Consider the following 23225-nt stretch of genomic DNA (forward strand, 5'->3'; position numbering starts at 1 on the left):
GCATGATGTCTGGTTCGATTCTCGATCTGTTCGCCGCGGATCGTGAGCGCAATCCGGATCGGCCGCTATTCACTTTCGTGGACAAGACAGGAGGCGATCAACTCGTCCTGACCCCCGACTCCTTGGCCGTCGAGGCGATGCGGGTGCGCCGACTGCTGGATTACGCGGGGCTGACTCCGGGGGATCGCGCGGTCCTGGCCTTTCCGCACGGGCCCGAATTCATAGTTGCGCTGGTGGCGTGCCTCATGGCCGGTGTGGTCCCCGCTCCGGTGCTACCGCCCGGCCCCGTTCACGGTCGCGGGAGCGAGTCGGGGTTCATCACCGCGGTACAGGACTGTCAGGCTCGTGCCGTGCTCACCTGTACCGCGTATGACAAGCTCCGTAGGTCGGTCATCACGAGTGGTGGACTGACACGCGGCGGACTGCGCTGGCCCGACGTGCCGTGGTACCCCACCGACCAGTTCATCGACTCCGCCGGCGATCGAGATCTGCGGTGGTACTCACCGGTGAGCAGTGACGCGCCCGCGATCCTGCAGTACACCTCGGGCTCTACCGGCACACCTCGTGGCGTGGTGATGACCCATCGCGGACTGCTGGCCGAGATGGATTCGAACACAAGCGATTACGGCATGGGGCCGAAAACCGTCGGGGTCTCGTGGCTGCCGCATTATCACGACTTCGGACTGATCGCCGTGATTCTCAATGGGCTCAGCGGCCACGGGCATATGTATCTGATGTCGCCCGTGGACTTCATCCGGTCTCCCTCGATCTGGTTCGAGACGGCATCGAGAGTGGGCGCCACCGCCATCCCCGTACCCAACTTCGCCTTCGATCTCTCGGTCCGCCGCACCACCCCGGATCAGCGACGGCAGTGGGATCTCAGCCGGGTGGAGCTGGTCATGTCCGCCGGGGAACCGATCCTGCCCAGGAGCGTCGACCGCTTCTTCGACGAATTCGCCGTCTGTGGGCTCCGCCGGCAGGCATTCTGCCCGACGTATGGATTGGCCGAAGCGGCATTGAGCGTCAGTTCCTGGGGTAGGACCAGGCTCACCGTGGACGCCGACGAACTGGCCGCGGGCTCGGTGGTCCCTGTCGATCCGATCGACGAGCGCCCGATCCGTCGTGCCGCCACCTACTTCGGCTGCGGCCGGATAACCAAGCCCGGCTCGCGCGTCCGAATCATCGATCCGGAGACCCGTCTGCCGTGTCCGGAAAACCAGGTCGGAGAAATCTGGGTCGACTCCCCCAGCAAGGGGGCCGGTTATCTGGGCCGTGCGAGCGAGTCGGCGAAGATCTTCCACGCGAAGGTGGCCGACGGCCGCGATTCGCGGGGCTATCTACGCACGGGAGATATGGGCTTTTTCGCCGCTGGTGAACTGTTCGTCACGGGCCGGCTCAAGGATGTGATCATCGTCCGCGGCCGCAATTACCATGCCGAGGACCTGGAAGAGAGTGTCCGCCAATGCCATCCACTCATCCGTCCCGGTGGCATCGCAGCCTTCTCCGTGGCTCCCCCCGATGGCGCTGCCGAGCACATGGTGATGTTCGTGGAAACCGGCGCGGGCAACCCGACCGAACCGCCGGAGAGAACGCTGGCAGAGGAGATCGCCGGCGCGATCCGCAAATGCCTGCGCGTGGATCATCAACTCTCCTGTGAGGCCATCGTGGTGGGCAGGCCCGGTTTGGTGGCAAAGACGACCAGCGGCAAGGTACGACGACAGACCTGCAAGGCGATGTATCTGGCCGGCGAGGTCTCGGACGCGATCACCGTGGGCGGGGCCGGGGCCTCCGGGCTGCAGTCCTCAGCCACCCCGTGACCTCGCCCTATCTCGGCCTGGCAGCGAGTAGTTCGGCGAGTCGCCCCAGGCTGTCCTCCATGACGAAGTCGACATAGGTCACATCGAAATCCTGTTCTTCCTTCAGAACGACGGCGAACTCGACCAGTGCCACAGAGTCCAGGTCGAGATCCGCGAAGGTCAGCTCCGGCCTGATCCGATTTCGAGGTATAGAAAAATGTCTGCTGATGACATCGGCGATCGCATCCCACACCGTGTTCTCTTTACCCATTTCCGCTCTCCTCACGATGTGATACGAAATTCCGAAAACGGCGCCTGCTTGAATCTTTGCAAGAGTCGATCCGATAGGCGAGAGCACCAAAGGGCCGGATCGAAAGTATCAGTGCACATCGGAATGGCGGCGAATCGTGGTCAGCTCCACGCACATACGGTTCGAGCCGCCTCGGCAGTCAGACCGGAGGCCGGGGGTGCAATACCCACTCGACCAGAACGGTGTCGCAGTGCTCGACGACCTCGGCGATCCGGCCATCTGCGATCCGGAAGATGAAGCAGTAGGTCTGCTGGTAGGCCGCGCCGTCGACAGTGGTGCCCCGAGCGTGCGCTTATACCACCACTCGATCGGCATCGCCAAGGATCAGGTCTGCCATCATTCGATAATCACCCCTGAACTGGGCCATCAACGGTGGGCGCCGGTGCAGCAGCCCGGATTCCCCATGGGCAGACCGTAGTTCACAGTCCGATCCGGCGGTGGCCTCGCGCTGTGGCCGCGCCCGACTGTCCCCGACGACCATCTATCGGGAGCGCTGTGGCCGAGGCAGACTGGCCCCATGCTTCCGCGACCCTCGACGCGGCACCGTACAGGCTCGGCCCGAGCCGTAGGTGCAGTCGTCGCTGTAGCGCTCCTGTTACTGCCCCTCACCGCATGCTCGTCCGGCGGGCCGTCCGAACCGTCCGATGTGGCGAAATCTCTGGCGGCACAGCTCGACACCTCCGCAAACCCGTCCAGTCCGGTGGCGCTGCCACGCCCGGCACATGTGGTCGTCGTGGTCGAGGAGAACCACTCCTACTCCGACATCATCGACACCTCCGGCGCGCCGTATCTGAACGCTCTGGCCGGGCAGGGGGCGCTGTTCACCGCCTCCTACGCCGTGGCCCATCCGAGCGAGCCCAATTACCTTGCATTGTTCTCCGGTTCCACACAGAACCTGACCGACGATTCATGTCCGCACAGCTTCACCGGACCGAACCTCGGTTCCGAACTTCTCACCGCGGGAGCCACTTTCGCCGGATACTCCGAATCGATGCCGTCGACCGGGTTCGCCGGTTGCGGCAGCGGCGATTACGCCCGCAAGCACAACCCGTGGTCGAACTTCCCCGCTCTGCCCGCCGCCGCGAACCGCACCTGGGCCGACTTCCCACACGACTACAGCACGCTGCCGACGGTATCGTTCGTAGTCCCGAACCTCGCCCACGATATGCACAACGGCACCGTCAGCGCGGGCGATGACTGGCTACGCGCCAACCTCTCCGACTACGCAGGCTGGGCACGAACCCACGACAGCCTGCTCATCATCACCTGGGACGAGGACGACAACAGCGCGAACAACCACATCCCGACCATCATCACCGGCGCGGGCGTCCAGCCCGGCCGCTACCCCGAACTACTGGACCACTACCGACTCCTCCGAACACTCGGCGCACTCTATGGCCTCTCCCCCATCGGCGAGGATGCGCAGCGAACGCCCATTACCGACATCTGGCAACGTTGACCGAACCCCTTCTGCCGGAGACGGTTATCCGAAGAAGGAGACGTACCCGATTCCTGCGGCAGCGAGCAGGAGGACCACGCTGAGGACTTGCAAGGCGTACCCGGACGCCTGCCTTCCCGCCGGGGAGGCGAGCCTGGCGGTATGTTCGGGATCTTTCGGATCGTAGTGGATAGTGACGGATTGATTCGCTGGCAGCGCCTTGCCGCCATTGTGCGGGTCCACAGTGAACGCCTGCCCGTCGACCGCGGTGAATTCGACGGTGTTGGTGTAGGACTTCTGATCCCGTGTCGGATAGAACGGGAGCGCGCTGCCTTTCTGGATGCGGAGTTGGCTGTTTTTCACGGTTCCCGGTGCAGCCTTCCACGTGGATCTCTCCTTCCTGCCTTCCTGGATACCAACCGCGCCCACGCCCAGACATCCGAAGGAGAACAACAGCAGCAGCAAGCAAAAAATGACACTTCCGACCGTCCCCATGAGTTCGAGTGTGATCCCGGACCGTTGCCGAGGCAACCGCCACCGACCGGACAGCGCTCAGCCCGATTCGGACACCGAGTCGTCCGAGCCTTGGACCGGTCACGCATCATCATCGCCACTCGATCGACACGACCGAGCCGTGAACTCCTCCCACGCGGAACTTGTCGGACCGCTTCGGTAAGGTACGCCGCTATGCAGCCTGCCACTGCGGTCGTCGCCGACATCGTCGAGGGAATCTCCCCCTTCGATGACCTCGAACGACACCACATCGCAACAACTTTGGGTTGGCTCCAATCGACCGACGACATCTTCCGGCGAGCCAAACCGGCGACCCCCTCACCACACCTTGTCGCCTATGTCGTGTTGGTTGATCCCGATGCTCGTGGCGTGTATCTCGGGCGGCATCGGATGGCAGGACTGCATTTGCCCATGGGTGGGCATGTCGAGCCCGGCGAGCACCCGCTGACTGCTGCCCGCCGCGAGGCCGGCGAGGAACTGGGCATCGATCCCGCGTTCGACGTGGTCGGCGAACAACCCTTCTTCCTCACCGCGACCACCACCGTCGGCCGGACCGCAGGACATGTCGACGTCTCGTTGTGGCACGTAATCCGCGGCGATCGCGGCCGTGAATACTCGCTCGACCCTGTGGAATTCGACGGTGGACAGTGGTGGGATCTCGATCCGTATGGACTGCCCGAGACCGATCCACACCTGTCCCGATTCGTGCGCAAGCTCGATAGCGTGCTACTCGCAGAGGCCCAAGTGTGAGCATGCTGGTCATGATGGGCTGAATCGAACCGGGTGGCACCTGCCTGTTTTATCGGCGCATTCGCAGTACTGCTCGCATCGGTGCATGCCGTAGCCAGTTGGGTCGGCTCGATGTTGCGTGAGGTGGCCGGGCCGACGGCGCGGGCGGGGGTCCTGGTATGTCGGTGCGGGTGAATATCGATGCCACATCGGTGTCGGGTTCGGCGAGGACGAGGACTTCGTCGCCTACGCGCACCACCGTATCGGCGGTGACGGTGACCAGGCGGCCTCGGCGGATGATGACGCTGACCCATAGATCGTCGGAGGGGAGGTTTGCGACCGTGGTGCCGTCGGCGGCCGAGCCTGGCGCGACGATGAAGCGGTGCAGGCTCTCGGGTTCTTCCTCGAAGCGGGCGTTCATCCCCCACGGTCGCGGATTGACTGTGTGCAAAGGGATTCCGAGTCGGCGTGCCAGTGCAGGCACCGCGCCGCCCTGCACGATGACCGAGAACGCCACCACCACGAAGATGATCTCGTAGGCGAGTTTCGCGTCGGGTACGCCGGCTTGCAGGATGAACATGCCCAGCAAGATCGGCACCGCGCCTTTGAGACCGGTCCACGACACGAACAGCCGTTCACCACGCGTGAGGTCCACCCGCCACAACAGCGCACCCACCAGCAGCGGGCGAATCACGATCGCCAGCAACGCCGCCAACGCGAGCCCGATCCACAGAGCATGCCCCTCGGTGATGCCGTGCGGGCCGGTGAGCTGAATGGTCAAGCCCAGCATGACGAATGCGACGATTTCGGCCAGGTTCGCCAAGGCCGAATGGAATCGTTCGATCTCGACACGGTACGGGGCACGCTGGCCACCGACCATGATCCCGGCGACGAGCACCGCGAGGAATCCGGATCCGTGCGCCAGCGTGGTGAGCGCGTAAATCGCCACCACACACATCAGTACCCGCAGCGAATACAGTCCCGCCGCAGGCAATTCCACGGTGCGCATGAACCACAGCAATCCCATGCCGCCGACGACCCCGACCACCGCGCCGACGACGAGTTGCAGCGTGAACGCCGCAGCCACCGAACCCACTGCCGCGATGCCGAAATGGGTTGTGCCCAGCAGCACCACCAACAGCGCGATCCCGACCGGATCATTGGCGCCGGACTCCCCTTGCAACAGCACGCCGCTGCGCCCTTTGATCTGGCGGCGCCCCAGCACCGAGAACACCACGGCCGGGTCGGTCGGCGACAACGCGGTACCCAGCAACAGCGCGATACGCCAGTCCAGCCCGAACAGCAGGTGCGCGGCAACCGCCAGCGCCACCGCGGTGAGCAGCGTGCCCGCGACACCGATCCACACGATCGCCCCGGCATTGGCACGAACATTGCGCCAGCCGATCTGCATGCCCCCGTCGAAAAGGATCACCACCAGCGCGACGGTGACCACCCGCTCCACCTGATCGACCGGCACCGCCTCGAGCCGCGGCCATACATCCGAGGTCGCAGCCGCACCCAACAAGAACAACGCCGGCGCCGGGACCGGGAACCGATCACCCAATCGATGCGACAGCACTGCGGCCAGCCCGACCGCAGCGACGATCAACAATGCGGTCGCAAAGGAGGTCACATCATTCACAGCAACCGGCCCGGATGACGGATCCAACACCACGCGCTGCGGACAGACACCTGGTCGGGGTGGTCGTCAATCTCTCGGACATCACACATCAGCACGGGTATCCCTCCTGGTTGCAGCGAACGACCACTCATACCGCCGACCAGACTTCCCGGCACACCTGTACCAACCTTAACGGTCTATTGACGCATACACAGCATCGAACGGGGTAATCCAGTCAGCTTGGGACTGTCCGGATCACCCGGCCGAACGTGACTGACGCCCGAGGTCAGTGCGCCACGTCGTGGCGGTCAGCGACGCAGTGGATCAACACCTCGACCGGATCGAGGGTCACCAAACCACTAGGGACGATTTCGTCGATCTGCGGAAGAAAGCCGCGGATGCTGTCCTCGGCATCGACAATGACGACCGCAACCGGCAGATCCTTCGACGGCGGCAGAAAGCGCCGTCGGCGGCCCCGATGATGTGTCCCATAGCCTTCCACCCCCTGAAACACGGACGCGCCGGCCAGCCCCGCCGCACGAGCGCGCCGCACGATCTCCCGCCACACCGGTTCACGCCCCCAGGTATCACCGTCGCCGATGAAGACCGTCAACCGTAATGCCTTGCCCGCCACCCGCATCCAACTCACCCTTTCCGAGGCGCACCACCGATGGCAACTCTGCTACTCCTCGGTTTCGATGTCAGCGTCCCCACGGCATCTTTACGGGAACGGAGCGAGGAGCGATCCGTCACCGGTCGCAGACCGGGTAACCTCAGCCGACAATTCCCGGATGCGCTGTGATCGGCGGCGAGATCGACTCGCCCGCTGCATGCCCCGACTCCGACTATCCGTTCGCCTCGCCTCACCACGAGTGTCGACGTGAGCCCCGAGTCGGGGCTACCGATGCTCCAGAAATGGATTTGATCGTTGATCTGCCCGCAGCGAACGAACGCGGTAGCCGACCGCGAGGATGACGTCGAGGTTGAAGTACTCGATCTCGTGATCGACCGCTCCGCGAACTATCCGGAATTTCCGAATAGTTGCCTCCATCACAGTACGAAGCTGCACTTCGGTGCGGCCGTCCTCGGTGTTGTATACAACGAGCTCGCCCTGGACGACAGCTGCATCCCGAGCATCAGAGTTCCCGGCAGCTCCCGCATCGGCATCGAAGGTTTATCGGTGTCCAGTTTGGCCGTCATGCCTCACCTTCTCGCCATCGCGATGCCCATGCGGCGTCGCGGATCTCCTCCCAGGACTGTCCGCGGACCTGTGACGGCACCGGCACACTGCCAGCCAGCTCGAGCAGGTCCGGAGGTCGCGCCAGCACCACAGACCGACCTTCGACCCGAGACAGCACGTTGTCGCCGATATGCAGTTCGAGCGCATCCAGAATCGCCTTCGGCACCGTGAGCTGGCCTTTCGATGTCAAACGAGCAATCGCGTCCAAGACTTCTCCTTTCATCCCCGCGGCAAGGATAGTGAGAGACGTTGTCCGAAGCGCATTTTCCGCAGCTCGCCGCCATCGGCGTCACAGCGGCAACTGGACCCGCTGGAGCAGCGGATCAAGAGAGCACCCGTCCTACTATGCTGAGCCATACTCCGAATATGGGGCTGCGCAAGGGGGTTGCGATGTGTTTGGTCTTCGTTGGGTGGCAGCTGCATCCGGTCTTTGCCTTGGTCATCGCGGCTAACCGTGACGAGTTGTACGGCAGGCCCACCGAACCGTTGGCGTGGCGCGAGATCGGTGGTGTCCGGATGCTGTGCGGGCTCGATGTGGGCAGCGGCGGCACGTGGATGGGTGTTTCGGGCGCGGGACGATTCGGTGTTCTGACCGACGTCGTCGCCACTCGCAACGGGTGGCCCACGGCCCAGCCGGGCACCCGCTCGCGGGGGCAGCTGATTCCCGAATTTCTCGCCTCCAGCGTGACACCCGCGCAGTACGCGCGACGACTCGCCGACGATGGCGTCAGGTACGACGGGTTCAATCTGCTGATCGGGGACCTTCGCACGGGCGAGCTGTGGTGGACCTCCAACCGATCCGGTGGCCGCACCGAGGCCCTGACCGAGGGTGTGCATGGGCTCGGCATCCTGCCTCGGATCAACCCGTCATGGCCGAAAGTGGTTGGTGGAGCAGCCGATTTCGGCCGTGTCTTCCACGCCGACGACGGTGCCGACCGCTGGATCGATGACTACCTCGAGGTGATGTCTGGGCGGGCTGCTCGGCGCCTGGCCCCGGCGCCGCCCCTGCCCGACATCGACGTCGTGTTTCCGCTGCGGAAGTTGTCCTCGCCCCGGATGATCCGCGCCGGGTTTTACGGCACCCGGGCCAGCACGGTCCTTCGAATCCGCCGCTCAGGAGAAATCGATATGACCGAACGTCGATTCGGCCGCGTACGCAAGACCGGCGAAACCAGCATCCGAGCCCATATCGACACGGGCACCCACGAGGATCCAACTGTCATATGAGAGCGGCCGTGACCCGATTCCCAGCAGCCTTGCGAGTGCTCCTGCCCGTTCAGTTGCCGTTGCTGTGTGCGGGTACGGTCGCGGTGGTCCGGTCGTGCCATGCGGCTTTCGCGCCGCTGTCGCCGATGCGGTAGACCTCTACCACGGAACCGGTCGATGCGCCCAAGGCGAGCACCGCTAGCGCGACGGCGATGATTCGGTTCGCGCCAACGCTTTTCGAGCGTTCGACCGATCTGGTGAGGCGGGTGCGTATCTGCTCGTTGTGCAGGGCCCACCACAGGGCGGACAGCAGGAACACCCCTGCCGACCAGACCAGCAGTTGATCACCCATGTGGGCATGTAGCCGGGTCAAGGGGTCGCGGCTGGTGTGGTGTTCGAGCCACTCACCGGCGTGGGTGGTCAGCGGTACCGATACGAGGGTGAGGAATGCCGCGAGCGGAGTAATGAGGCCGAGGCGGCGGTGTGCGGCGGGCCAGAGCACCGACAGGGCCAGCAGCAGCGCTGTCAGCGGAACCATCACTACGACGATGTGAACCAGGAGTACGTGGGCGGGTAGCCCGTTGATCGTGGTCGGTCCCAAGATGATTCGGCTCCTCGGTGGCGGTGCGCGGGTGTGTCGAGCGCAGCGTATGGGCCGGTTCTTGGAAGTTTCTGGGAGCTTTGGGGACTCATCGATCCGCGGCGGGCAGGTGCAGGGTGAAGGTCGCGCCGTGCCCGGGTGCGCCGTCGACGGTGATGCGGCCGTCGTGGGCGTCGACGATCTCGCGGACCAGCGCCAATCCGATCCCGTGCGCGCGGGTTCCGGCACTGTGCCCGTCGCCGTGCGCGAACCGCAGGAACAGTCGTTCGGCGTCACAGGGGTCGAGGCCGGTACCGGTGTCGGCGACGGTCACGCTCACCTCGGCGGCGGCCCGCGCGATGCGCACGGTGACGGTTCCGCCGGGCTGCTCGTGGTTCAGTGCATTGTCGAGCAGTGCGAACACCGCCCGGCGCAGTGCGGGGCGGACTCCGTCGACGACGAGTTGCGCTGTCGGTGACGCAGTGGTCACCTCGATGGTGATGCCGCGCGACTCTGCTTGTGCGGCAACGCTTTCACGCACTTGATGGCAGAGTTCGAACAGGTCGACCCGTTCGCGGCGGTCGGGTTCGTGTTGAGCGGATGCCGCCAGCAGTAGGTCGTCGACGACATCGGCGAGCGCGCGTGTGTCGGCGACCATTCCGTGCAGTTGGGTGGTCAAGTCTTCGTCGAGGTCGGTGCGGCGGGCGAGCAATTGGGCGCGTGTGTGCAGCACGGTCAAGGGTGCGCGCAGTTCGTGGGAGGCGTCGGCGACGAATCGGCGCTGCAATGTCAGCGCGGCCGCCAACGGGCGGATCGCGCGACGCGAAAGCACCACGGCGACACCGGCGGCCGCGGCCAGGCCCGCGAGTTCCGCGGCCAGTAGCGCTGCCACCAGCCGCTGCCTGCCCTCCTGCCAGGGAGTCAGATCCAGCAGCACCGCGATGCGCCGACCGGAGTGGTCGACCACCAGTGCCCGATACTCCACATCGCCGGCACGCACATCCCGGTACCCGGTCGGACCGGTAACGAGGGTGGCGGTCGGTGCGGGTGCGTGTGCGCTGACGGCGATCCGGCCGTGTTCGGCGATGCCGATCGCCATTCCCGGGGGTGGGTCGTCGATGTCGTTGACGGTGGCGACGACCTGTGACAGCTGGTCGTCGATCTGGTGGCGTTGGATGTGTGAGTCCACGACGTAGAGCACGGCGCCGACCATGACCAGCATCGCCGCGAGCGCGAGCGCCGACTGTATGGCGGCCGTCCGCGCGGCGTGGCGCAGCACGGTCAATTCGGTCGGTATCGCGGCCGGGTGCCCGCGGCGGCGAAGCTTCACCGGCTGCCGAGCCGATAGCCCAGACCACGAACCGTGTCGATGACCTCGCGGCCGAGTTTGCGGCGCAGGTAGTGCACGTAGGTGTCCACGGTGCCGACCGTGTCGGCGCGGTCGAAAACCAGGTCGAGCAACTGAGTTCGGGTGAACACCTGCCGCGGTGACCGCGCCAGCACCGTGAGCAACTCACACTCGCGCTCGGACAACAGCACTTCGCTCTGCACGCCTGCGGGGTCGCTCACCGTACGCGTGGCCGGAAGTAGCCGGCGTGCGCCGACCGGAAGCGATCCCGAGGCGGCCAGATGGCGACGATGCAGTGCCCGGATGCGGGCCAGCAATTCCGGGATTTCGAAGGGTTTGACCAGGTAGTCCTCGGCTCCGGCGTCGAGACCTTCCACTCGGTCCATCAATGCGCCCCTCGCGGTGAGTATCAGCGCCGGAGTCTGCACGGCCCGCTCGCGCAGTGTCCGCAGCAGATCCAATCCTTCCAATACCGGCAGTCCGCGGTCGATGATCATCACCTCGAACTCCCCGGTCAACCCCTGATGCAGCCCTTGCTGCCCATCGCGGGCCATTTCGACCCGATATCCCTCCTCGACCAGCAGCATCGACACCATTTCGGCGAGTTGGCGGTCGTCTTCGACCAGTAGTACGCGGGGTCCATCCGGGTCGGTAACGAGCATGCTGCCAGCCTGCCACCGAATGCCGTGGTGCGGCCCCGCTCGCAGCGGTCGGGATGCCGATTCTCAGAGCGTTCCAAGAGTGGGTGAGCAGGATGTGGTTCAGCGCTCCCGTCCGCGCCGACGGCAACGCCTTCACCGAGTTGAGAGGTACCCGATGGTGTCATCACCGCAAGGCCGCCGGGCGGGACGTACCGCCACCGAAGTGGTGCTGACACTGACTGTGGTGGGCACGATCGGCGCCTCCGCGCTGGCCTACGCGGACACGCACACCGCTCCCCCGGCGCAAGCGCCGCTCGGCACCGGCTCGTCGGATTCACCCGGTTCCGATGGAATATCCGGTGGCACAACACCGCAACTCGGATCCGGGTCGGGCCCTTCGCATGCGCGATCGAATGGATCCTGATGACTGCACGCCTTCAGCTCGGCACGACACCTGCGCGGCAGGTGTTTGCTGTCGACTGGCCCGTGTGGAGCACTACTGCGCGGCTGGTCGTCACCGAACCGGATGCCCTGGTCGCGGCGCGTCGGCTGGTCTGTGACCATCTGGATGCGGTCGATCGCGCCTGCAGCCGGTTTCGCAGTGACTCCGAGATCGTCCGGCTCGCCGGCCACGGCGGTCGGCCCGTCCAGGTCAGCGCCCTGCTGGCCGAGTATCTGCACGCCGCGCTCACGGTCGCGAAGGCCACCGACGGCGCCGTAGACCCGACCGTGGGGGCCATGCTGGTCGATCTGGGCTACGACCGCGACTTCGCACTCCTCACCGATATCGGCACCGCCGAAACCGTTGTGCCGGTTGTGGTTACCCGCCGAGCCGATTGGTCGTCGGTCACCCTCGAAGATCGCATTGTGGCGGTGCCCGAGGGCGTGCTGCTCGATCTCGGCGCCACTGCCAAAGCAATGGCCGCGGACCGCTGCGCCCACGTGGTCGCGGACCGGCTCGGCTGCGGGGTGCTGATATCTCTCGGCGGCGATATCGCCACTGCGGGACCGGCCCCGGCGAACGGATGGCAGATCGAGGTGTGCGACGGGCCCGCCGAACCGAGTTGCCAGGTCGAGCTGCCGGCCGGGGCCGCGCTGGCCACATCGAGCACTCTGCGCCGGCGGTGGTCCCGCGGCGGGCGCCTCGTGCATCACATCGTCGATCCACGCACCGCGGCCGCGGCCGATCCGGTGTGGCGCACGGTATCGGTTGCCGCGCAATCGTGTTTGGCCGCCAACGCCGCCAGCACTGCCGCCATCGTGCGAGGCCGTGGCGCCGTCGCGGAGCTGCGCCGCGGCGGGCTGCCCGCCCGGCTGGTCGATCATGCCGGGCGGATCAGCACTGTGGGCCACTGGCCCGCCGAGCAGCAAGGAGCATGACCGGATGGGACAGACGAGCTTGGACCAGGCCTTGTGGGCGTTCGGCCGCGGTAGCGGCATAATCGCGCTGGCCATGCTGAGCTTGGCGGTGATCGTGGGAATCATCGCCCGCTCCGGACGCACACTGCTGCTACCGCGGGTGGGTCTGGCCGAATTGCACCGCGGTGTCGCGCTGATCGCGACCGCACTGGTCTGCCTGCATGTCCTCAGCCTGCTCGCCGACCCGGACTCGCAGCTGCGCCTGCTCGACGCGCTGGTGCCGTTCGCGGGACACTACCGCCCGTTGTGGGTGGGGTTGGGAACCGTCGCGGTGGACCTGCTCGCCGCCATCATCGTCTCCGCCCTGCTGCGCCACCGTCTGGGCCCGCGAGCATTTCGCGTAGTCCATTGGGCCACTTACGTTTTGTGGCCGGCGGCGCTGATACACGCACTCGGCGCGGGCACAGATGTCACGCACCCGTGGATGCTCGCGTTCACCGCCGCATGCGTTCTCGGAGTGATCGTCACCGCGATCTGGCGGATCAGCAACGATTTCGCCGAATACGGGCGGGTGAGGAGCATCCGATGAGCGCACCCGCCCGCCGGGCAACCCACGACACGGTCAGCGCCCCGCCCGGTGGCACACGCCGACTACTTGCCGCCACCGGCCCGGAGCTGGACGCCCACACCGCCTGCTACGGTCCGCTGCCCGCCCTCACCGATCCACAGGCGCTCATCGACATGGTCGCCGCCGCCGGCCTGCGCGGTCACGGCGGCGCCGCATTCCCCACCGCACGCAAGATGACGGCCGCGGGCGCGGGCCGGAAGCCGATCGTCATCGCCAATGGCGCCGAGGGAGAGCCCGAAAGCAGCAAGGACGCAGTGCTTCTCGCGCACGCCCCGCACTTGGTGCTCGACGGCCTCATGCTGGCCGCCGACGCGATCGGCGCACACGAATGTCATCTCTATGCCCCCGAAACGGCGCTCGCCTCGGTGCGCCGCGCACTGTCCGAACGTCATGCCGCGGGACTCGACGGGCACCGCATCCAGCTCACCGCAGCGCCGGAAACCTTCCTCTCCGGTGAGAAGTCCGCCGTCGTCAACGGCATCGCCGGACGTCCGGCCCTGCCGAGTGACAAACCGGTGAGCATGTCGCACAAAGGATTACACGGCCGACCAACACTGGTGCACAACGTCGAGACCCTCGCGCACATCGCCTTGATCGCCCGCTACGGACCCCGCTGGTTCCGCAGCGTCGGCACCCACGACGAGCCCGGCACGATGCTCGTCACCCTCACCGGCACCACGAGGACGGGCGTGGTCGAGGTGCCCTTCGGCACCACACTGCTCGATCTGCTCACTCGCACAGGCGAAACCGACCCCGCCACGGTCCGGGCGGTGCTGATCGGCGGATACCACGGCACCTGGATCCCCGCCGGCGCACTGCCTCGGGCTGCGTTGTCGACCGAGGCGCTGTGGCCACTGCGCGCCACACCGGGTGCCGGGCTCGTGCGGGTACTTCCGTTGCGCGAGTGCGGACTCCGTGCCAGCGCCGACATCACCGCCTACCTCGCCGCACAGAGCGCTGGCCAATGCGGTCCGTGCCTCAACGGCCTGCCCCAACTCGCCGACACCCTCGAAGCCCTGGCCTACGGACGATCCGGCGATCCCGCCGAGATCACGCGACTGGCCCACCTCGTCGACGGCCGCGGAGCCTGCCACCACCCCGACGGCACCGCCCGCTTCGTACGCTCGGCACTCACCGTATTCGCCGACGACGTATCACTTCATCTACGCGGCACCTGCCAAGTAATCCACGCAAGGGCCGCAACCGGGAGCATGCGGTGACCAGATCCGAATCCAGCAGCCCCACATGGCAACTGCGCATCGACTGGACCCGATGCGACGGCCGCGGACTCTGCAACGAACTACTACCGGACGTCCTCGACCGCGACGACTGGGGCTACCCCATCCCCCGCAACCACCCCCGCAAACCCACCCTCACCCCACACCAACTCACCGCCGCCCGCGACGCCGTCGAACTGTGCCCCCGCCTCGCCCTCACCCTCATCCCTCCCCGGCACCAATAGTTGCCGAGCGGAACCGCTTCGACCAGCACAGCAGATCCTGGATCGGAGCATTCATCGATCAGCGCCACCGTGACGATATTTCCCGCCGCGCAATAGAAGTTCGGTCCCGGTGAGGCGCGCCGTAATGGGCTGTAAGGCCGATGAAATCGGCTACCGGCACAGTTGGGTATCAGGTCCGGTCCACGCATGAGGATCGGATGGCGGACAACGTTCGAGGAGCGCCATGAACTCGATCGCCACCACATCGAGCACCAGAACTACGGCGTTGGCCGAGCAGGTCATCGCGAATCTGGGCCTGCTGCTGGTCGGGATATACATGGGTGGCGTGGTGTGCTTCGTCCTCGCCCCGTCGGTGACCCATCTCGACGCGCACGCGTACATCAGCTTCTGGCAGGCGGAAAACCACGATTACGGCCGGGTCATGCCGATCCTGCTGCTCACCTGCCTCGCGACCGTGGTGGCGAGCGCCGCAATGGGCGCTCGGCACGGAAGACGTGTGTGGATATTCGAACTCGGCGCGGCAACACTGATCGGCGCGGCGATCCTGGTGACCGTGACTCGGATGGAACCGCTGAACCACCAAGCGAATTCATGGGATCCCGATAACCCACCCGCGGACTGGGAAACCATTCGTTCGCACTGGCTGGCCTGGCACGACTTGCGCACCGCATTCGCGGTCGCCGCCTTCACGAGCCTGCTCATCGCCCGCACCGCCCTCGACACGCCGCGGCGGATCCGATGAAGAGCGCCAACAGCATCGTTCTCCTCCTCGCCCTGTGCGCCACGACGACCGTCTACGCAGTCCCTCCCCTCGCACACGCCACCGACACCGGCCCGTATCTGCAGAACGGGTACTACAGCGACTGGTGCGTCACCGATCGCGGTGAGGGCGCGACGGCAGCGCTGCAGGCGTGCACCTTCGACACCAACGGCGCCATCACTTCGAACCAGCGCTGAGACCACGTCGCCGTGCCCGGCGCAGCCGGGATTTTCGTCCTGGTCAGTGGTCAGGGCCGATGCCTGGAATCGGATCACGGTCCGAGTCCCTCCGGCCCTCTGCACGCACAGACATGCGACGCAGGCACTCTCACGCCCACGACGGCCTGGACGGCCGACGGTCAGCGCCTCCGGGTCGGGTCATGCAATTACGTGCAGCAGCAGTGGGATTGCACCATGGAGGCGAGCTACTACCTGATCCCTTTCCAGCACAGCCGCCCGATGCAACTCACCTTCGGCGACCCGACGACGCTGGATTTCTACGAGCCCGCCATGACATATTGGAATCAGGGCAGCTGATTCGTGTAAGCCCGTTGTAATCGGCGTGATCGACGATGCTCGATAGGGCCGTGCGGGATATCGGGGAGGGAAACCGTGCGAATATCATCACCACTTGCGGTACGAGCAGCACAATTCGCTGTTGCCGCCGTGTTGGTGACAACTGCGGCAGCGGGCTCGGCGAATGCGGATAATGCAGGACCGTTCTTGCAGAACGGCTTGTACTCCGACTGGTGTGTTACCGATCGGGGACTCGGCGTCACTGTTGCTCTCACGGCGTGCGAATTCGATTCCGAGGGCCGGATCCGCTGGGCACGCGTGCCCGTGCCGAACAGCGGGGGATACTTTCAGCTGGTCAGCGGGCTCGGCGACAGCTTGGAGCTCGGTGTCGGCGCCTCGGGGAAGTATGGAGACCCGCTCGCGGCCAGGCAACTCGGCGCCGGCACTGTGCGAACCATATGGATTGCCAACGGCCAGATGATCTGCCTGTATTCGTGGACTCAGCAGTGCGTCCCCGGCGGGAAGACCGTCGTGCTCGAACCTTATCAACTGAGCCGACCGATGCAGGTGACGGCCGACGAAGCCGACCATCTCGAGTATTACCAGCCGGCCATGGTCGAGTGGAACATGGGCGGATAAAGGAGTGAGAATGCGCTCGCACACAAGATATTCCAGCATTGTTGCCGGAATGCTCGGGCTGTGCGGGGTCCTGGTCCCGCAGGCTTCGGCAGCTGGGCAGACCGGCACCTACCTGCGGAACAACTTCTACTCCGACTGGTGTGTCACCGATCGGGGTGGGGACTCTTCGGTTGCGCTGGAAGCGTGCAACTTCGGGGCGGACGGGCATATCGCGGCGAACCAGGAATGGGACCGGATAATCATCGATGACCATGGCCCGATGTTGGAACTGCGCAGCGGCCTCGGTGACTGCCTGGCCTACGACCGCACGCACTTGGATCAACCCATGTCCGCAGTGCAATGCACCACCGACGCAGTGAATCTGACTGCGGTATGGGTGCGCTACGGTGCGGAACTCACCGGCGGGTACTGCGTGCCGACCAACGTTTCACCCGACGACGGTTGCGGATATCCGCCCCGCCCCCCGACGTGCAGCTACTCGGGGCCTTCCAGCTCCGGCGTCCCATGGGCGTAACCCAGCGTCTGCTGAATACCTGGAGCGATCCGGGCATGTATTCGTGGAAGATGTCGAATTAACCTTGGGCTCAGCCCGATTCCACCGCCCGCTAACCAGCCTCGGCGGTCGCGCCGCAGGCAGGGGGTGCAATACCTGCTCGACCAGAGCGGTGCCGCAGTGCTCGACGACCTCGGCGATGCGGCCATCGGCGATCCGGAAAATGAAGCAGTAGGTCTGCGGGTAGGCCGTGCCGTCGACAGTGGTGCCCCGACCGTACACTTGTACCACCACGCGATCGGCATCGCCCAGGATCAGGTCTGCCACCATCCGATAATCACTCGCGAACTGGGCCATCAACGGACGCAAAAGACCGCCCACCACAGCGGATTTCGCGCCCCAGCTGCGCGACCGCGACCACTCGCCTGGGAAGGTCCAAGTGCAGTCCTCGGACATGGCGTCGGTCAGGGCGCGCCCGTTGCCCTGGGCCAGTTCGTCGAAGATGCCGCGGATCAGTGTCTTGTTCTCGACGGTGCTCACCACCAGCGAAACTACGGACAGTCCAGCCGCGCGACCAACGAGAATCTCGCATGAGAGGTATTCCGTACTCGCATAGGCGAGTTCACCGATCGCAAACAAAACCTCCCGTACCCCTTCAGAAGACGGACAATGAGTGCACCGGGCCGAAGGTCAGAGTCGGGTGGCCTTCGCATATCTGTATAGCCGACTGCACCGTTTAGGAAAGTCCCCACGCCGCTCTCAGTCGGCCCCGGAAGTCGTTCCGCAACGGAATTACCCGAGACAATTGCTGTACGGCAACGACTTCCGGGACAGATGTATTGAAATCCGCGCACTCTAGTCATATTTCGCATGATCGTGAATCAGCTCTAGACCGATCTTATCCCAAGGCCATGAGGTGGCTATTGAGGCCAGGGTCCTAATCCGTGCTGGCCCGTCGAACTCGATGCTGGCCAGCATGAGTTCGTTTGCTCCAGTTGTCTTGGCCAGGTCGGCAAGTCCGTTAGTTACCTTCACGGAATCACCGACGAGGAATCTTCCTGCGGCGAGGGCTTCGTCGGCCTCCCTGCGGTCGTTGTCGCTGCAAGTCGGATCCCAAAGCTCTTCGGCGTCAATGGAACGGCTGTCGTGCCGAGCACGTGCGGCGCGGAGTCGGTAGAGGGTCGCTGCGGTGGCAGCGTGTCGGGCGTGTTCGTCTGTGGCGGCGCAGACCACGCCGACGGTAACCATGACATACGGTTCTGGGACGGCTTGCGAGGGAACGAACGTCGCGCGGTAGACGTCGAGCGCCTCGCGGGTTAACTCTTTCGTGAGGTGGTGGGCGAAGGCGAAAGGCATTCCTCGCTGGCCAGCGAAGGCAGCGCTGGCGGTGCTGGAGCCCAGCAGATAGACCGGTGGGGGCGAGGTGTGGGGGGAGATATGGACGTTGGCCCAAGGGTGCTGTGCGGGTAGCGAGTCGGTGAGGAACCCGGTCAGGTCGTCGAGCTGACCGGCGAATGCGGCCATTCCATGGCCCTCGGAATCGGAACGTAACGCTTTGAGCGCCGCAGGGGGTGCGCCGTTGGCCCGCCCGATACCGAGGTCGATGCGGTCAGGATAAAGGGCATGCAAGGTGCTGAACTGCTCGGCGATCACCAGCGGTGGATGGTTGGGCAACATGACTCCGCCGGAACCGATCCGTAAAGTAGCGGTGTTGGCAGCCAGGTGGGCGATCAGCACCGCGGGCGCGCTGCCACCGATGGTGGGCATCGCGTGGTGCTCGACAACCCAGAGTCGGTGGTAGCCCAGGATTTCGGCGGCCTGGGCAACTTGGGTGGTCCATCTGAGGGCTTGCTCTGCGGGCACACCCGCACTGATAGGGGTTGCGTCGAGTATGGAGAGCCTTGGCGTGCTTGTCATCGAGGTCACCTCACGGGAGGACGGGCGAGTTCGGTGTGGTGGTATCGGCGGTCGGATTTGATGGCTTCTGCTCGAGAGCGCGGGATCTCCAGGCCAGGCCGGCGGGGATGAGGCAGAGCAGCCCGGGGATGAGCAGGGCGTGTGCTGCGGTGATCCAAGTGGTCAACGCACCTGCAGTCATCGGGGCGACAGGTTGGAGTGCTCCGCCGAGCAATGAGATGGCCCCGACGCTGCGGCCGAGGACATCCTCGGGCACTCGCTCGAGCTGGATCCGGGCTGCAGTTGCCCGCAGTATGGGGGTGATGAGCATGATCGAGGCCATCGCCAGGATCACTGCGATGGCGTTACCGATCGCGGCCGCCGCGCAAACCAGAACGGCGCGACCGAGGGCGATAGTAAACAGCAAGGACCGCAACCGCGCCCAGCGCAGAACGGCGGGAGCGAGTAGGGAGCCGAGAATACCGGCGGCGGCGGAGAGGCTGAGCCCGACTCCGACGGCGATGCTCCCGTGCGATTGCTGCCCAATGCCGAGAACGAGGATGGACAACACGGTCGAGACCGCGAAATTCATCGCGGTGGAATAGAAGGTGAGGTCGCGCAGCAGCCGGTCATGCCAGAGCACCGACCATCCTTTGCCCATGACTGGGAAGAGGCGGCCTGTGGTAACGGAAGTGGCTCCCGGATACAGCCGTGTACGTATTCCCAGAGCACAGCCCAACGACACCAAGAACGTCAGCGTGTCCACAGCGAATGGCAGTGGGCGGCACACGGCAAGCAGGATGCCTCCAATCGGTGGCCCAATGATGCTGGCGGTGTAGGACCGTGCCTGGTTGACCGCGATCGCCTCACCCAGCGACTCGCCTGTAACCTGCTTCAGCGCTTTCGATGAAGCCGGCTGGTACGCCATTGCCGCCGCGTAGGCGATTACGACGCCGACCACCATGGCCCATGTGGGCATGACACCGGCGACTGCCCCAATTGTGAAGACCAGCAGGACTGTGGCGCGTACCGCGTCCGCGGTAACCATCACGCCCCTGCTGCCGTAACGGTCGGCGAGATAGCCGCCAGGCAACGCTGCCAGCCATGCCGTCAAGCTGCTCGCCGTGCCGAGCAGCCCGGCGGCGAGGGCAGAACCCGTCAAGTGCAGCGCCAGCAATGGGAGGGCGACCCCGGTGATGGTCGAGCCGAGCTCAGAGGTGGCGCTGCCGATCCAAAGAAGACGGAAATCACGCTTGCCGGCCAATGCGGCCCATCGACGTCGTCGATGCTGACCGAGTCCCTCGTTCATCACATTCGCAGGGATCGGGTGCCGGCCGGCAGAAGATCGTCGAGGAGAAAGTCCGGGTTGCTTCGCCCGCCTGGCTTCGCCACAGGGAGCCGGTGCAAGAACTGCGCAACGCCAGCCGCGCCGGTAGCGAGGTCGGCCGACTCCCGCAGAGACTGCTCGCCGAGATAGGCGGTTCCCTCGGGCCGATCGAACCGGAACAACAGCACGCCTGCGGCGGTCCGCTCCGCCGCCGTGAGCCACTGGTAGTCCCCGGTGAACTCGTGCGCGTCGAGCACCGCTTGCCCGAGCCCCGCCAGCCCGTGGGACTTCTGCGGCATCACGGCGTACTTCCGGCAGATATCGGGCAGCAGTTGGGGCAGCAGTGCGACCAGCTCGTCATCAGCTGTGGCAATGTGGTAACGCAGCGAGGAGGTGATCACTCCCGCGGTGCCCGCGTCCCAATAAGCGCGCAGAGTTTGTCTCTCCTGCTCGTCGTCGGCCTGCGAGTCGATTCGTTCGGGGAAAGCGACCACATAGTCGTTGTAGCGGCGGCGTTGGGCCAGGTCGAACCCCAGTGCCGCACGGCCGAACTCACACCAACTTGGATCGTCGGCGACCAGACTCATGTAAAGCAGGAACAGCGCGATCCCGCTCGCCCCATGGGCGTATCCGATCGGAACCTTGCCATCTGTATCGGGCCAATGCGGCCCGGCAGGAGAGGGCCTGGCCGTGGAGCGCAGCCGCTCGCCGATACGGATTGCAGTGTCCAGGAACCGGTCTTGCCCTGAGCACTGCCACAACCGCAGGGCAGCCAGCCCAACCCCGGCACAGCCTGAATAGAGTCCCGTGGCCTGCCACAACAGCGGGTGCTCGGCGGCGGAGTCCTGCAGCCGCTCGGCAACCTCCTGATACCCAAGGTCTGCTAGTGACCACGCGATCCCAGATTGGCCGACATACAGCCCCGGCGGAACTCGATCCGCGTCGAAATCCTGGCCCAACACCCAGGAAAGAAACCGCTGCTCAGGCCGTGCCCCGGTTACTTGGTGCAGAGTGCGCAACACGCCGGTCGCACCGTGAGCAGGTGCTAGCGGATTCGTCTCGAACACAGTCAGATCAGCGGGGAACAGCCGGTCCGACCGTTGAGGGCTCGCGACTTCCCGAAGATAGCGGGTCACCCCAGCGACAGTCTCCGCCGCCTCGTCGCGCACCTGCGCAGAATTGAACTGCCACCCAGCGGGGATGGGCTTGCTCCATGCAGTGTGGTCGCCAAAAGGTAGCTCGCTAATCCGCTTCTGGATCAAAACGGCGTCCGGCGTGGACGTCCCCAGGCTCATCAAGTCGGTGATGAGGGCCGGCAGTTCAGCGGGGACAGCGAGGTCGGCACACACCGCGCCCAGGAAACGGGGTATCAGCGCAGGCTCGGCAGCCACTGCGGTGTTGACGACCATCAGGCACCCGAATATCAGCGCACCTAACGTGTAGTAGTCATCCGCCCTTGTGTAATCGAATTCCCGCACCGCTCGCGGGCTGCTGAGGCCCGGCGTATACAAACCGAGATAGTCGTCAACCCCGATTTCCAACCCACCATCCAAGTCAATCACCCGGGCCTGGCCGTCGTCGGTGACCAAGATATTGGTGAATGACAGGTCACCAAGCAGCACACCACACTCGTGAGCGGCGGCGATTGCCTCAGCGATCTGTCGCCACAACGACCGCATACGAAGGAAGTAGGCGCGGGTAGCCTCGCCATCGGGTTCGAGAGTGATCAGTGGGTTGGCGCTGATCGAGTCCGTGCTGAGCTTGTCGCCGTCGATCACGCTCTCTACAAGGAACGCATGCTCCCACTCGCGTACGAACGCCAGCGGGCGGGGGAAGTATCCGGTGTCCGCGAGCCTGGTCAACAGCCGATGCTCTCGGGCGAGGACATCGATCGCATCCACGCCACCCCTGCTCATCCGAACATAGGGCCTGGCTTCCTTGATAATGACGGGCACGCCAGTCTCCCGGTCCGTGCCCCGGTACACGCCACCCCGGTTAGAGAACGTAATTGCCTCCTCGACTGTGAACCGGCCGCCAAGCAGCAGGTCACCGTCGGGGGAATCCTTGGTCTCGAAGGGGTCGCTGGCCCATTCGGGCACATGCCAATAAGGCAATCGGTCGTCCGCGACGAGCACACCGCCCGGGGTTACAACATTGAGTTGCTGAATACCATCGGAACGCAACGAGGGAATGCTCGCGAACCCGCCATAGCGGTAATAGACAACCCGGGAGCCAGGGCACCGCTTGTCGGACAAGATGTAGGGCCCATCGAACCCGTCCAGGGCCGCGGTCAATTCCCTAGACAGTGCCATGAACTCGGTGTCGTCAGATGGGTAGACGGTGATGAACTTCCCGCTGGAGCCGCGTGGCCAGAGTTTGCCTGTGGTCTGCGAGACACACGCGGAGTCGAGCAAAAACTTGTGGACTGCCGTCCGGTCCCGCAGCACCGGCAGAACCGCGCGCAACACCTCGACACTCCGCTCAGCGCAAGCACTCACGTGCAGCTTCCAACCCTGCGGCGGGATATCAGAGTCTGGCGGCTCGGCGACCAGCCACAGCCCGCTGCGGCGCAGCCGCCACGACGCGGGCATAACCGCCCGAAACGCCGCTAGGTGCTCCACCCCAGCGTCTCGCAGGCTAGCCGGCTCGAACCATCGTGAGCTGTGTTGGCTGTAGGAGTCAATCTTGTCCCAGGCGTGCATTTTCCCTTCTCCTTCCACCAAA

At 65.1% G+C, this 23225-nt stretch carries 26 protein-coding genes; 14 read left to right on the top strand and 12 right to left on the bottom strand.

The annotated features are described in order from the left end of the window. Nucleotides 1-2 precede the first annotated feature (2 nt). On the top strand, nucleotides 3-1817 hold the full coding sequence (locus ACIP5Y_RS24865) for a fatty acyl-AMP ligase (protein ID WP_400353191.1): 1815 nt from the start codon (nucleotides 3-5) through the stop codon (nucleotides 1815-1817). A gap of 7 nt (nucleotides 1818-1824) precedes the next feature. Here the strand turns inward: ACIP5Y_RS24865 and ACIP5Y_RS24870 are convergent, their stop codons facing one another. Next, nucleotides 1825-2067 carry an acyl carrier protein gene (locus ACIP5Y_RS24870; protein WP_400353193.1) on the bottom strand — a complete coding sequence of 81 codons (243 nt, stop codon included), beginning with the start codon at nucleotides 2065-2067 and terminating at the stop codon, nucleotides 1825-1827. Nucleotides 2068-2263: 196 nt separating this feature from the next. Here ACIP5Y_RS24870 and ACIP5Y_RS24875 point away from each other — a divergent pair, with 196 nt between their 5' ends. Both ACIP5Y_RS24875 and ACIP5Y_RS24880 read left to right on the top strand, forming a co-directional pair. Further along, on the top strand, nucleotides 2264-2524 hold the full coding sequence (locus ACIP5Y_RS24875; RefSeq protein WP_400353194.1) for a hypothetical protein: 261 nt from the start codon (nucleotides 2264-2266) through the stop codon (nucleotides 2522-2524). A 228-nt stretch (nucleotides 2525-2752) separates the two neighbouring features. After that, complete coding sequence (locus ACIP5Y_RS24880) at nucleotides 2753-3565, top strand: alkaline phosphatase family protein (protein ID WP_400353196.1); 813 nt, start codon at nucleotides 2753-2755, stop codon at nucleotides 3563-3565. Between the two features lie 24 nt (nucleotides 3566-3589). Here the strand turns inward: ACIP5Y_RS24880 and ACIP5Y_RS24885 are convergent, their stop codons facing one another. Then, a complete protein-coding gene (locus ACIP5Y_RS24885; RefSeq protein WP_400353198.1) occupies nucleotides 3590-4039 on the bottom strand; it encodes a DUF3592 domain-containing protein in 450 nt (149 codons plus the stop codon). Nucleotides 4040-4231: 192 nt separating this feature from the next. On the opposite strand from ACIP5Y_RS24885, the gene ACIP5Y_RS24890 reads away from it, so the two are divergent. Beyond that, nucleotides 4232-4807: an NUDIX domain-containing protein gene (locus ACIP5Y_RS24890; RefSeq protein WP_400353200.1), complete on the top strand. Its 576-nt coding sequence runs from the start codon at nucleotides 4232-4234 to the stop codon at nucleotides 4805-4807. 49 nt (nucleotides 4808-4856) lie between these two features. Here the strand turns inward: ACIP5Y_RS24890 and ACIP5Y_RS24895 are convergent, their stop codons facing one another. The 3 genes from ACIP5Y_RS24895 to ACIP5Y_RS24905 form a co-directional block, all read right to left on the bottom strand. After that, nucleotides 4857-6419: a cation:proton antiporter gene (locus ACIP5Y_RS24895; RefSeq protein WP_400353202.1), complete on the bottom strand. Its 1563-nt coding sequence runs from the start codon at nucleotides 6417-6419 to the stop codon at nucleotides 4857-4859. A gap of 274 nt (nucleotides 6420-6693) precedes the next feature. After that, entirely contained in the window at nucleotides 6694-7047 is a 354-nt protein-coding gene (locus ACIP5Y_RS24900) for a DUF190 domain-containing protein (protein ID WP_400353203.1), read from the bottom strand. A gap of 556 nt (nucleotides 7048-7603) precedes the next feature. Beyond that, the gene (locus ACIP5Y_RS24905; protein ID WP_400353204.1) at nucleotides 7604-7855 is read right to left on the bottom strand and encodes an AbrB/MazE/SpoVT family DNA-binding domain-containing protein; all 252 of its coding nucleotides are present in this window, start codon (nucleotides 7853-7855) and stop codon (nucleotides 7604-7606) included. Nucleotides 7856-7896: 41 nt separating this feature from the next. Between ACIP5Y_RS24905 and ACIP5Y_RS24910 the strand changes: the two genes are divergently transcribed. After that, nucleotides 7897-8874, top strand: coding sequence for an NRDE family protein (locus ACIP5Y_RS24910; RefSeq protein ID WP_400353206.1), 978 nt, complete (start codon nucleotides 7897-7899; stop codon nucleotides 8872-8874). Between the two features lie 49 nt (nucleotides 8875-8923). Here ACIP5Y_RS24910 and ACIP5Y_RS24915 read toward each other — a convergent pair whose 3' ends face one another. From ACIP5Y_RS24915 to ACIP5Y_RS24925, 3 genes are all read right to left on the bottom strand, one after another. Next, nucleotides 8924-9454 carry a hypothetical protein gene (locus ACIP5Y_RS24915; RefSeq protein ID WP_400353208.1) on the bottom strand — a complete coding sequence of 177 codons (531 nt, stop codon included), beginning with the start codon at nucleotides 9452-9454 and terminating at the stop codon, nucleotides 8924-8926. An 88-nt stretch (nucleotides 9455-9542) separates the two neighbouring features. Continuing rightward, nucleotides 9543-10763, bottom strand: coding sequence for a sensor histidine kinase (locus ACIP5Y_RS24920; RefSeq protein WP_400353210.1), 1221 nt, complete (start codon nucleotides 10761-10763; stop codon nucleotides 9543-9545). Further along, nucleotides 10760-11443 carry a response regulator transcription factor gene (locus ACIP5Y_RS24925; protein ID WP_400353212.1) on the bottom strand — a complete coding sequence of 228 codons (684 nt, stop codon included), beginning with the start codon at nucleotides 11441-11443 and terminating at the stop codon, nucleotides 10760-10762. The genes ACIP5Y_RS24920 and ACIP5Y_RS24925 overlap by 4 nt, the downstream gene beginning before the upstream one ends. 402 nt (nucleotides 11444-11845) lie before the next feature. Between ACIP5Y_RS24925 and ACIP5Y_RS24930 the strand changes: the two genes are divergently transcribed. The 9 genes from ACIP5Y_RS24930 to ACIP5Y_RS24970 all read left to right on the top strand — a co-directional run bounded on the left by ACIP5Y_RS24930 (nucleotide 11846) and on the right by ACIP5Y_RS24970 (nucleotide 17299). After that, nucleotides 11846-12802, top strand: coding sequence for an FAD:protein FMN transferase (locus tag ACIP5Y_RS24930; RefSeq protein WP_400353214.1), 957 nt, complete (start codon nucleotides 11846-11848; stop codon nucleotides 12800-12802). Between the two features lie 4 nt (nucleotides 12803-12806). Beyond that, complete coding sequence (locus tag ACIP5Y_RS24935; RefSeq protein ID WP_400353216.1) at nucleotides 12807-13370, top strand: ferric reductase-like transmembrane domain-containing protein; 564 nt, start codon at nucleotides 12807-12809, stop codon at nucleotides 13368-13370. Next, the gene (locus ACIP5Y_RS24940) at nucleotides 13367-14629 is read left to right on the top strand and encodes an NADH-ubiquinone oxidoreductase-F iron-sulfur binding region domain-containing protein (protein WP_400353218.1); all 1263 of its coding nucleotides are present in this window, start codon (nucleotides 13367-13369) and stop codon (nucleotides 14627-14629) included. The genes ACIP5Y_RS24935 and ACIP5Y_RS24940 overlap by 4 nt, the downstream gene beginning before the upstream one ends. Beyond that, entirely contained in the window at nucleotides 14626-14871 is a 246-nt protein-coding gene (locus tag ACIP5Y_RS24945) for a ferredoxin (RefSeq protein WP_400353220.1), read from the top strand. Before ACIP5Y_RS24940 ends, ACIP5Y_RS24945 begins: the two co-directional genes overlap by 4 nt. Before the next feature lie 223 nt (nucleotides 14872-15094). Further along, nucleotides 15095-15613 carry an anthrone oxygenase family protein gene (locus ACIP5Y_RS24950; RefSeq protein ID WP_400353222.1) on the top strand — a complete coding sequence of 173 codons (519 nt, stop codon included), beginning with the start codon at nucleotides 15095-15097 and terminating at the stop codon, nucleotides 15611-15613. Beyond that, on the top strand, nucleotides 15610-15828 hold the full coding sequence (locus tag ACIP5Y_RS24955; RefSeq protein WP_400353224.1) for a hypothetical protein: 219 nt from the start codon (nucleotides 15610-15612) through the stop codon (nucleotides 15826-15828). Before ACIP5Y_RS24950 ends, ACIP5Y_RS24955 begins: the two co-directional genes overlap by 4 nt. 216 nt (nucleotides 15829-16044) lie before the next feature. After that, the gene (locus ACIP5Y_RS24960) at nucleotides 16045-16167 is read left to right on the top strand and encodes a hypothetical protein (RefSeq protein WP_400353226.1); all 123 of its coding nucleotides are present in this window, start codon (nucleotides 16045-16047) and stop codon (nucleotides 16165-16167) included. Between the two features lie 297 nt (nucleotides 16168-16464). Then, nucleotides 16465-16785 carry a hypothetical protein gene (locus ACIP5Y_RS24965; protein WP_400353228.1) on the top strand — a complete coding sequence of 107 codons (321 nt, stop codon included), beginning with the start codon at nucleotides 16465-16467 and terminating at the stop codon, nucleotides 16783-16785. Between the two features lie 10 nt (nucleotides 16786-16795). After that, nucleotides 16796-17299 (top strand): hypothetical protein, encoded by a 504-nt coding sequence (locus ACIP5Y_RS24970; RefSeq protein ID WP_400353913.1) that lies wholly within the window; start codon nucleotides 16796-16798, stop codon nucleotides 17297-17299. On the opposite strand, the gene ACIP5Y_RS24975 is transcribed toward ACIP5Y_RS24970, so the two are convergent. The 4 genes from ACIP5Y_RS24975 to lanKC form a co-directional block, all read right to left on the bottom strand. Beyond that, nucleotides 17213-17734: a nuclear transport factor 2 family protein gene (locus tag ACIP5Y_RS24975; RefSeq protein ID WP_400353890.1), complete on the bottom strand. Its 522-nt coding sequence runs from the start codon at nucleotides 17732-17734 to the stop codon at nucleotides 17213-17215. The two genes, ACIP5Y_RS24970 and ACIP5Y_RS24975, sit on opposite strands and share 87 nt — an antisense overlap. A 399-nt stretch (nucleotides 17735-18133) precedes the next feature. After that, a complete protein-coding gene (locus ACIP5Y_RS24980; protein WP_400353230.1) occupies nucleotides 18134-19195 on the bottom strand; it encodes an LLM class flavin-dependent oxidoreductase in 1062 nt (353 codons plus the stop codon). 10 nt (nucleotides 19196-19205) lie between these two features. Beyond that, nucleotides 19206-20483, bottom strand: a complete 1278-nt coding sequence (locus ACIP5Y_RS24985) for an MFS transporter (protein WP_400353232.1) — start codon at nucleotides 20481-20483, stop codon at nucleotides 19206-19208. Continuing rightward, a complete protein-coding gene (gene lanKC / locus ACIP5Y_RS24990; protein ID WP_400353233.1) occupies nucleotides 20483-23203 on the bottom strand; it encodes a class III lanthionine synthetase LanKC in 2721 nt (906 codons plus the stop codon). Before lanKC ends, ACIP5Y_RS24985 begins: the two co-directional genes overlap by 1 nt. Between the last annotated feature and the right edge of the window lie 22 nt (nucleotides 23204-23225).

Origin of the sequence: Nocardia sp. NPDC088792, assembly GCF_044750615.1 — a bacterium.
GTDB lineage: Bacteria > Actinomycetota > Actinomycetes > Mycobacteriales > Mycobacteriaceae > Nocardia.

What these genes read in the sequence shown, in the direction of transcription:
- ACIP5Y_RS24985 (WP_400353232.1), bottom strand. Translation starts at nt 20,483, where the DNA reads ATGAACGAGGGACTCGGTCAGCATCGACGACGTCGATGGGCCGCATTG.
- ACIP5Y_RS24935 (WP_400353216.1), top strand. Translation starts at nt 12,807, where the DNA reads ATGGGACAGACGAGCTTGGACCAGGCCTTGTGGGCGTTCGGCCGCGGT.
- ACIP5Y_RS24955 (WP_400353224.1), top strand. Translation starts at nt 15,610, where the DNA reads ATGAAGAGCGCCAACAGCATCGTTCTCCTCCTCGCCCTGTGCGCCACG.
- ACIP5Y_RS24980 (WP_400353230.1), bottom strand. Translation starts at nt 19,195, where the DNA reads ATGACAAGCACGCCAAGGCTCTCCATACTCGACGCAACCCCTATCAGT.
- ACIP5Y_RS24940 (WP_400353218.1), top strand. Translation starts at nt 13,367, where the DNA reads ATGAGCGCACCCGCCCGCCGGGCAACCCACGACACGGTCAGCGCCCCG.
- ACIP5Y_RS24900 (WP_400353203.1), bottom strand. Translation starts at nt 7,047, where the DNA reads ATGCGGGTGGCGGGCAAGGCATTACGGTTGACGGTCTTCATCGGCGAC.
- ACIP5Y_RS24925 (WP_400353212.1), bottom strand. Translation starts at nt 11,443, where the DNA reads ATGCTCGTTACCGACCCGGATGGACCCCGCGTACTACTGGTCGAAGAC.
- ACIP5Y_RS24890 (WP_400353200.1), top strand. Translation starts at nt 4,232, where the DNA reads ATGCAGCCTGCCACTGCGGTCGTCGCCGACATCGTCGAGGGAATCTCC.
- ACIP5Y_RS24950 (WP_400353222.1), top strand. Translation starts at nt 15,095, where the DNA reads ATGAACTCGATCGCCACCACATCGAGCACCAGAACTACGGCGTTGGCC.
- ACIP5Y_RS24975 (WP_400353890.1), bottom strand. Translation starts at nt 17,734, where the DNA reads ATGTCCGAGGACTGCACTTGGACCTTCCCAGGCGAGTGGTCGCGGTCG.
- ACIP5Y_RS24865 (WP_400353191.1), top strand. Translation starts at nt 3, where the DNA reads ATGATGTCTGGTTCGATTCTCGATCTGTTCGCCGCGGATCGTGAGCGC.
- ACIP5Y_RS24885 (WP_400353198.1), bottom strand. Translation starts at nt 4,039, where the DNA reads ATGGGGACGGTCGGAAGTGTCATTTTTTGCTTGCTGCTGCTGTTGTTC.
- lanKC (WP_400353233.1), bottom strand. Translation starts at nt 23,203, where the DNA reads ATGCACGCCTGGGACAAGATTGACTCCTACAGCCAACACAGCTCACGA.
- ACIP5Y_RS24960 (WP_400353226.1), top strand. Translation starts at nt 16,045, where the DNA reads ATGGAGGCGAGCTACTACCTGATCCCTTTCCAGCACAGCCGCCCGATG.
- ACIP5Y_RS24970 (WP_400353913.1), top strand. Translation starts at nt 16,796, where the DNA reads ATGCGCTCGCACACAAGATATTCCAGCATTGTTGCCGGAATGCTCGGG.
- ACIP5Y_RS24930 (WP_400353214.1), top strand. Translation starts at nt 11,846, where the DNA reads ATGACTGCACGCCTTCAGCTCGGCACGACACCTGCGCGGCAGGTGTTT.
- ACIP5Y_RS24870 (WP_400353193.1), bottom strand. Translation starts at nt 2,067, where the DNA reads ATGGGTAAAGAGAACACGGTGTGGGATGCGATCGCCGATGTCATCAGC.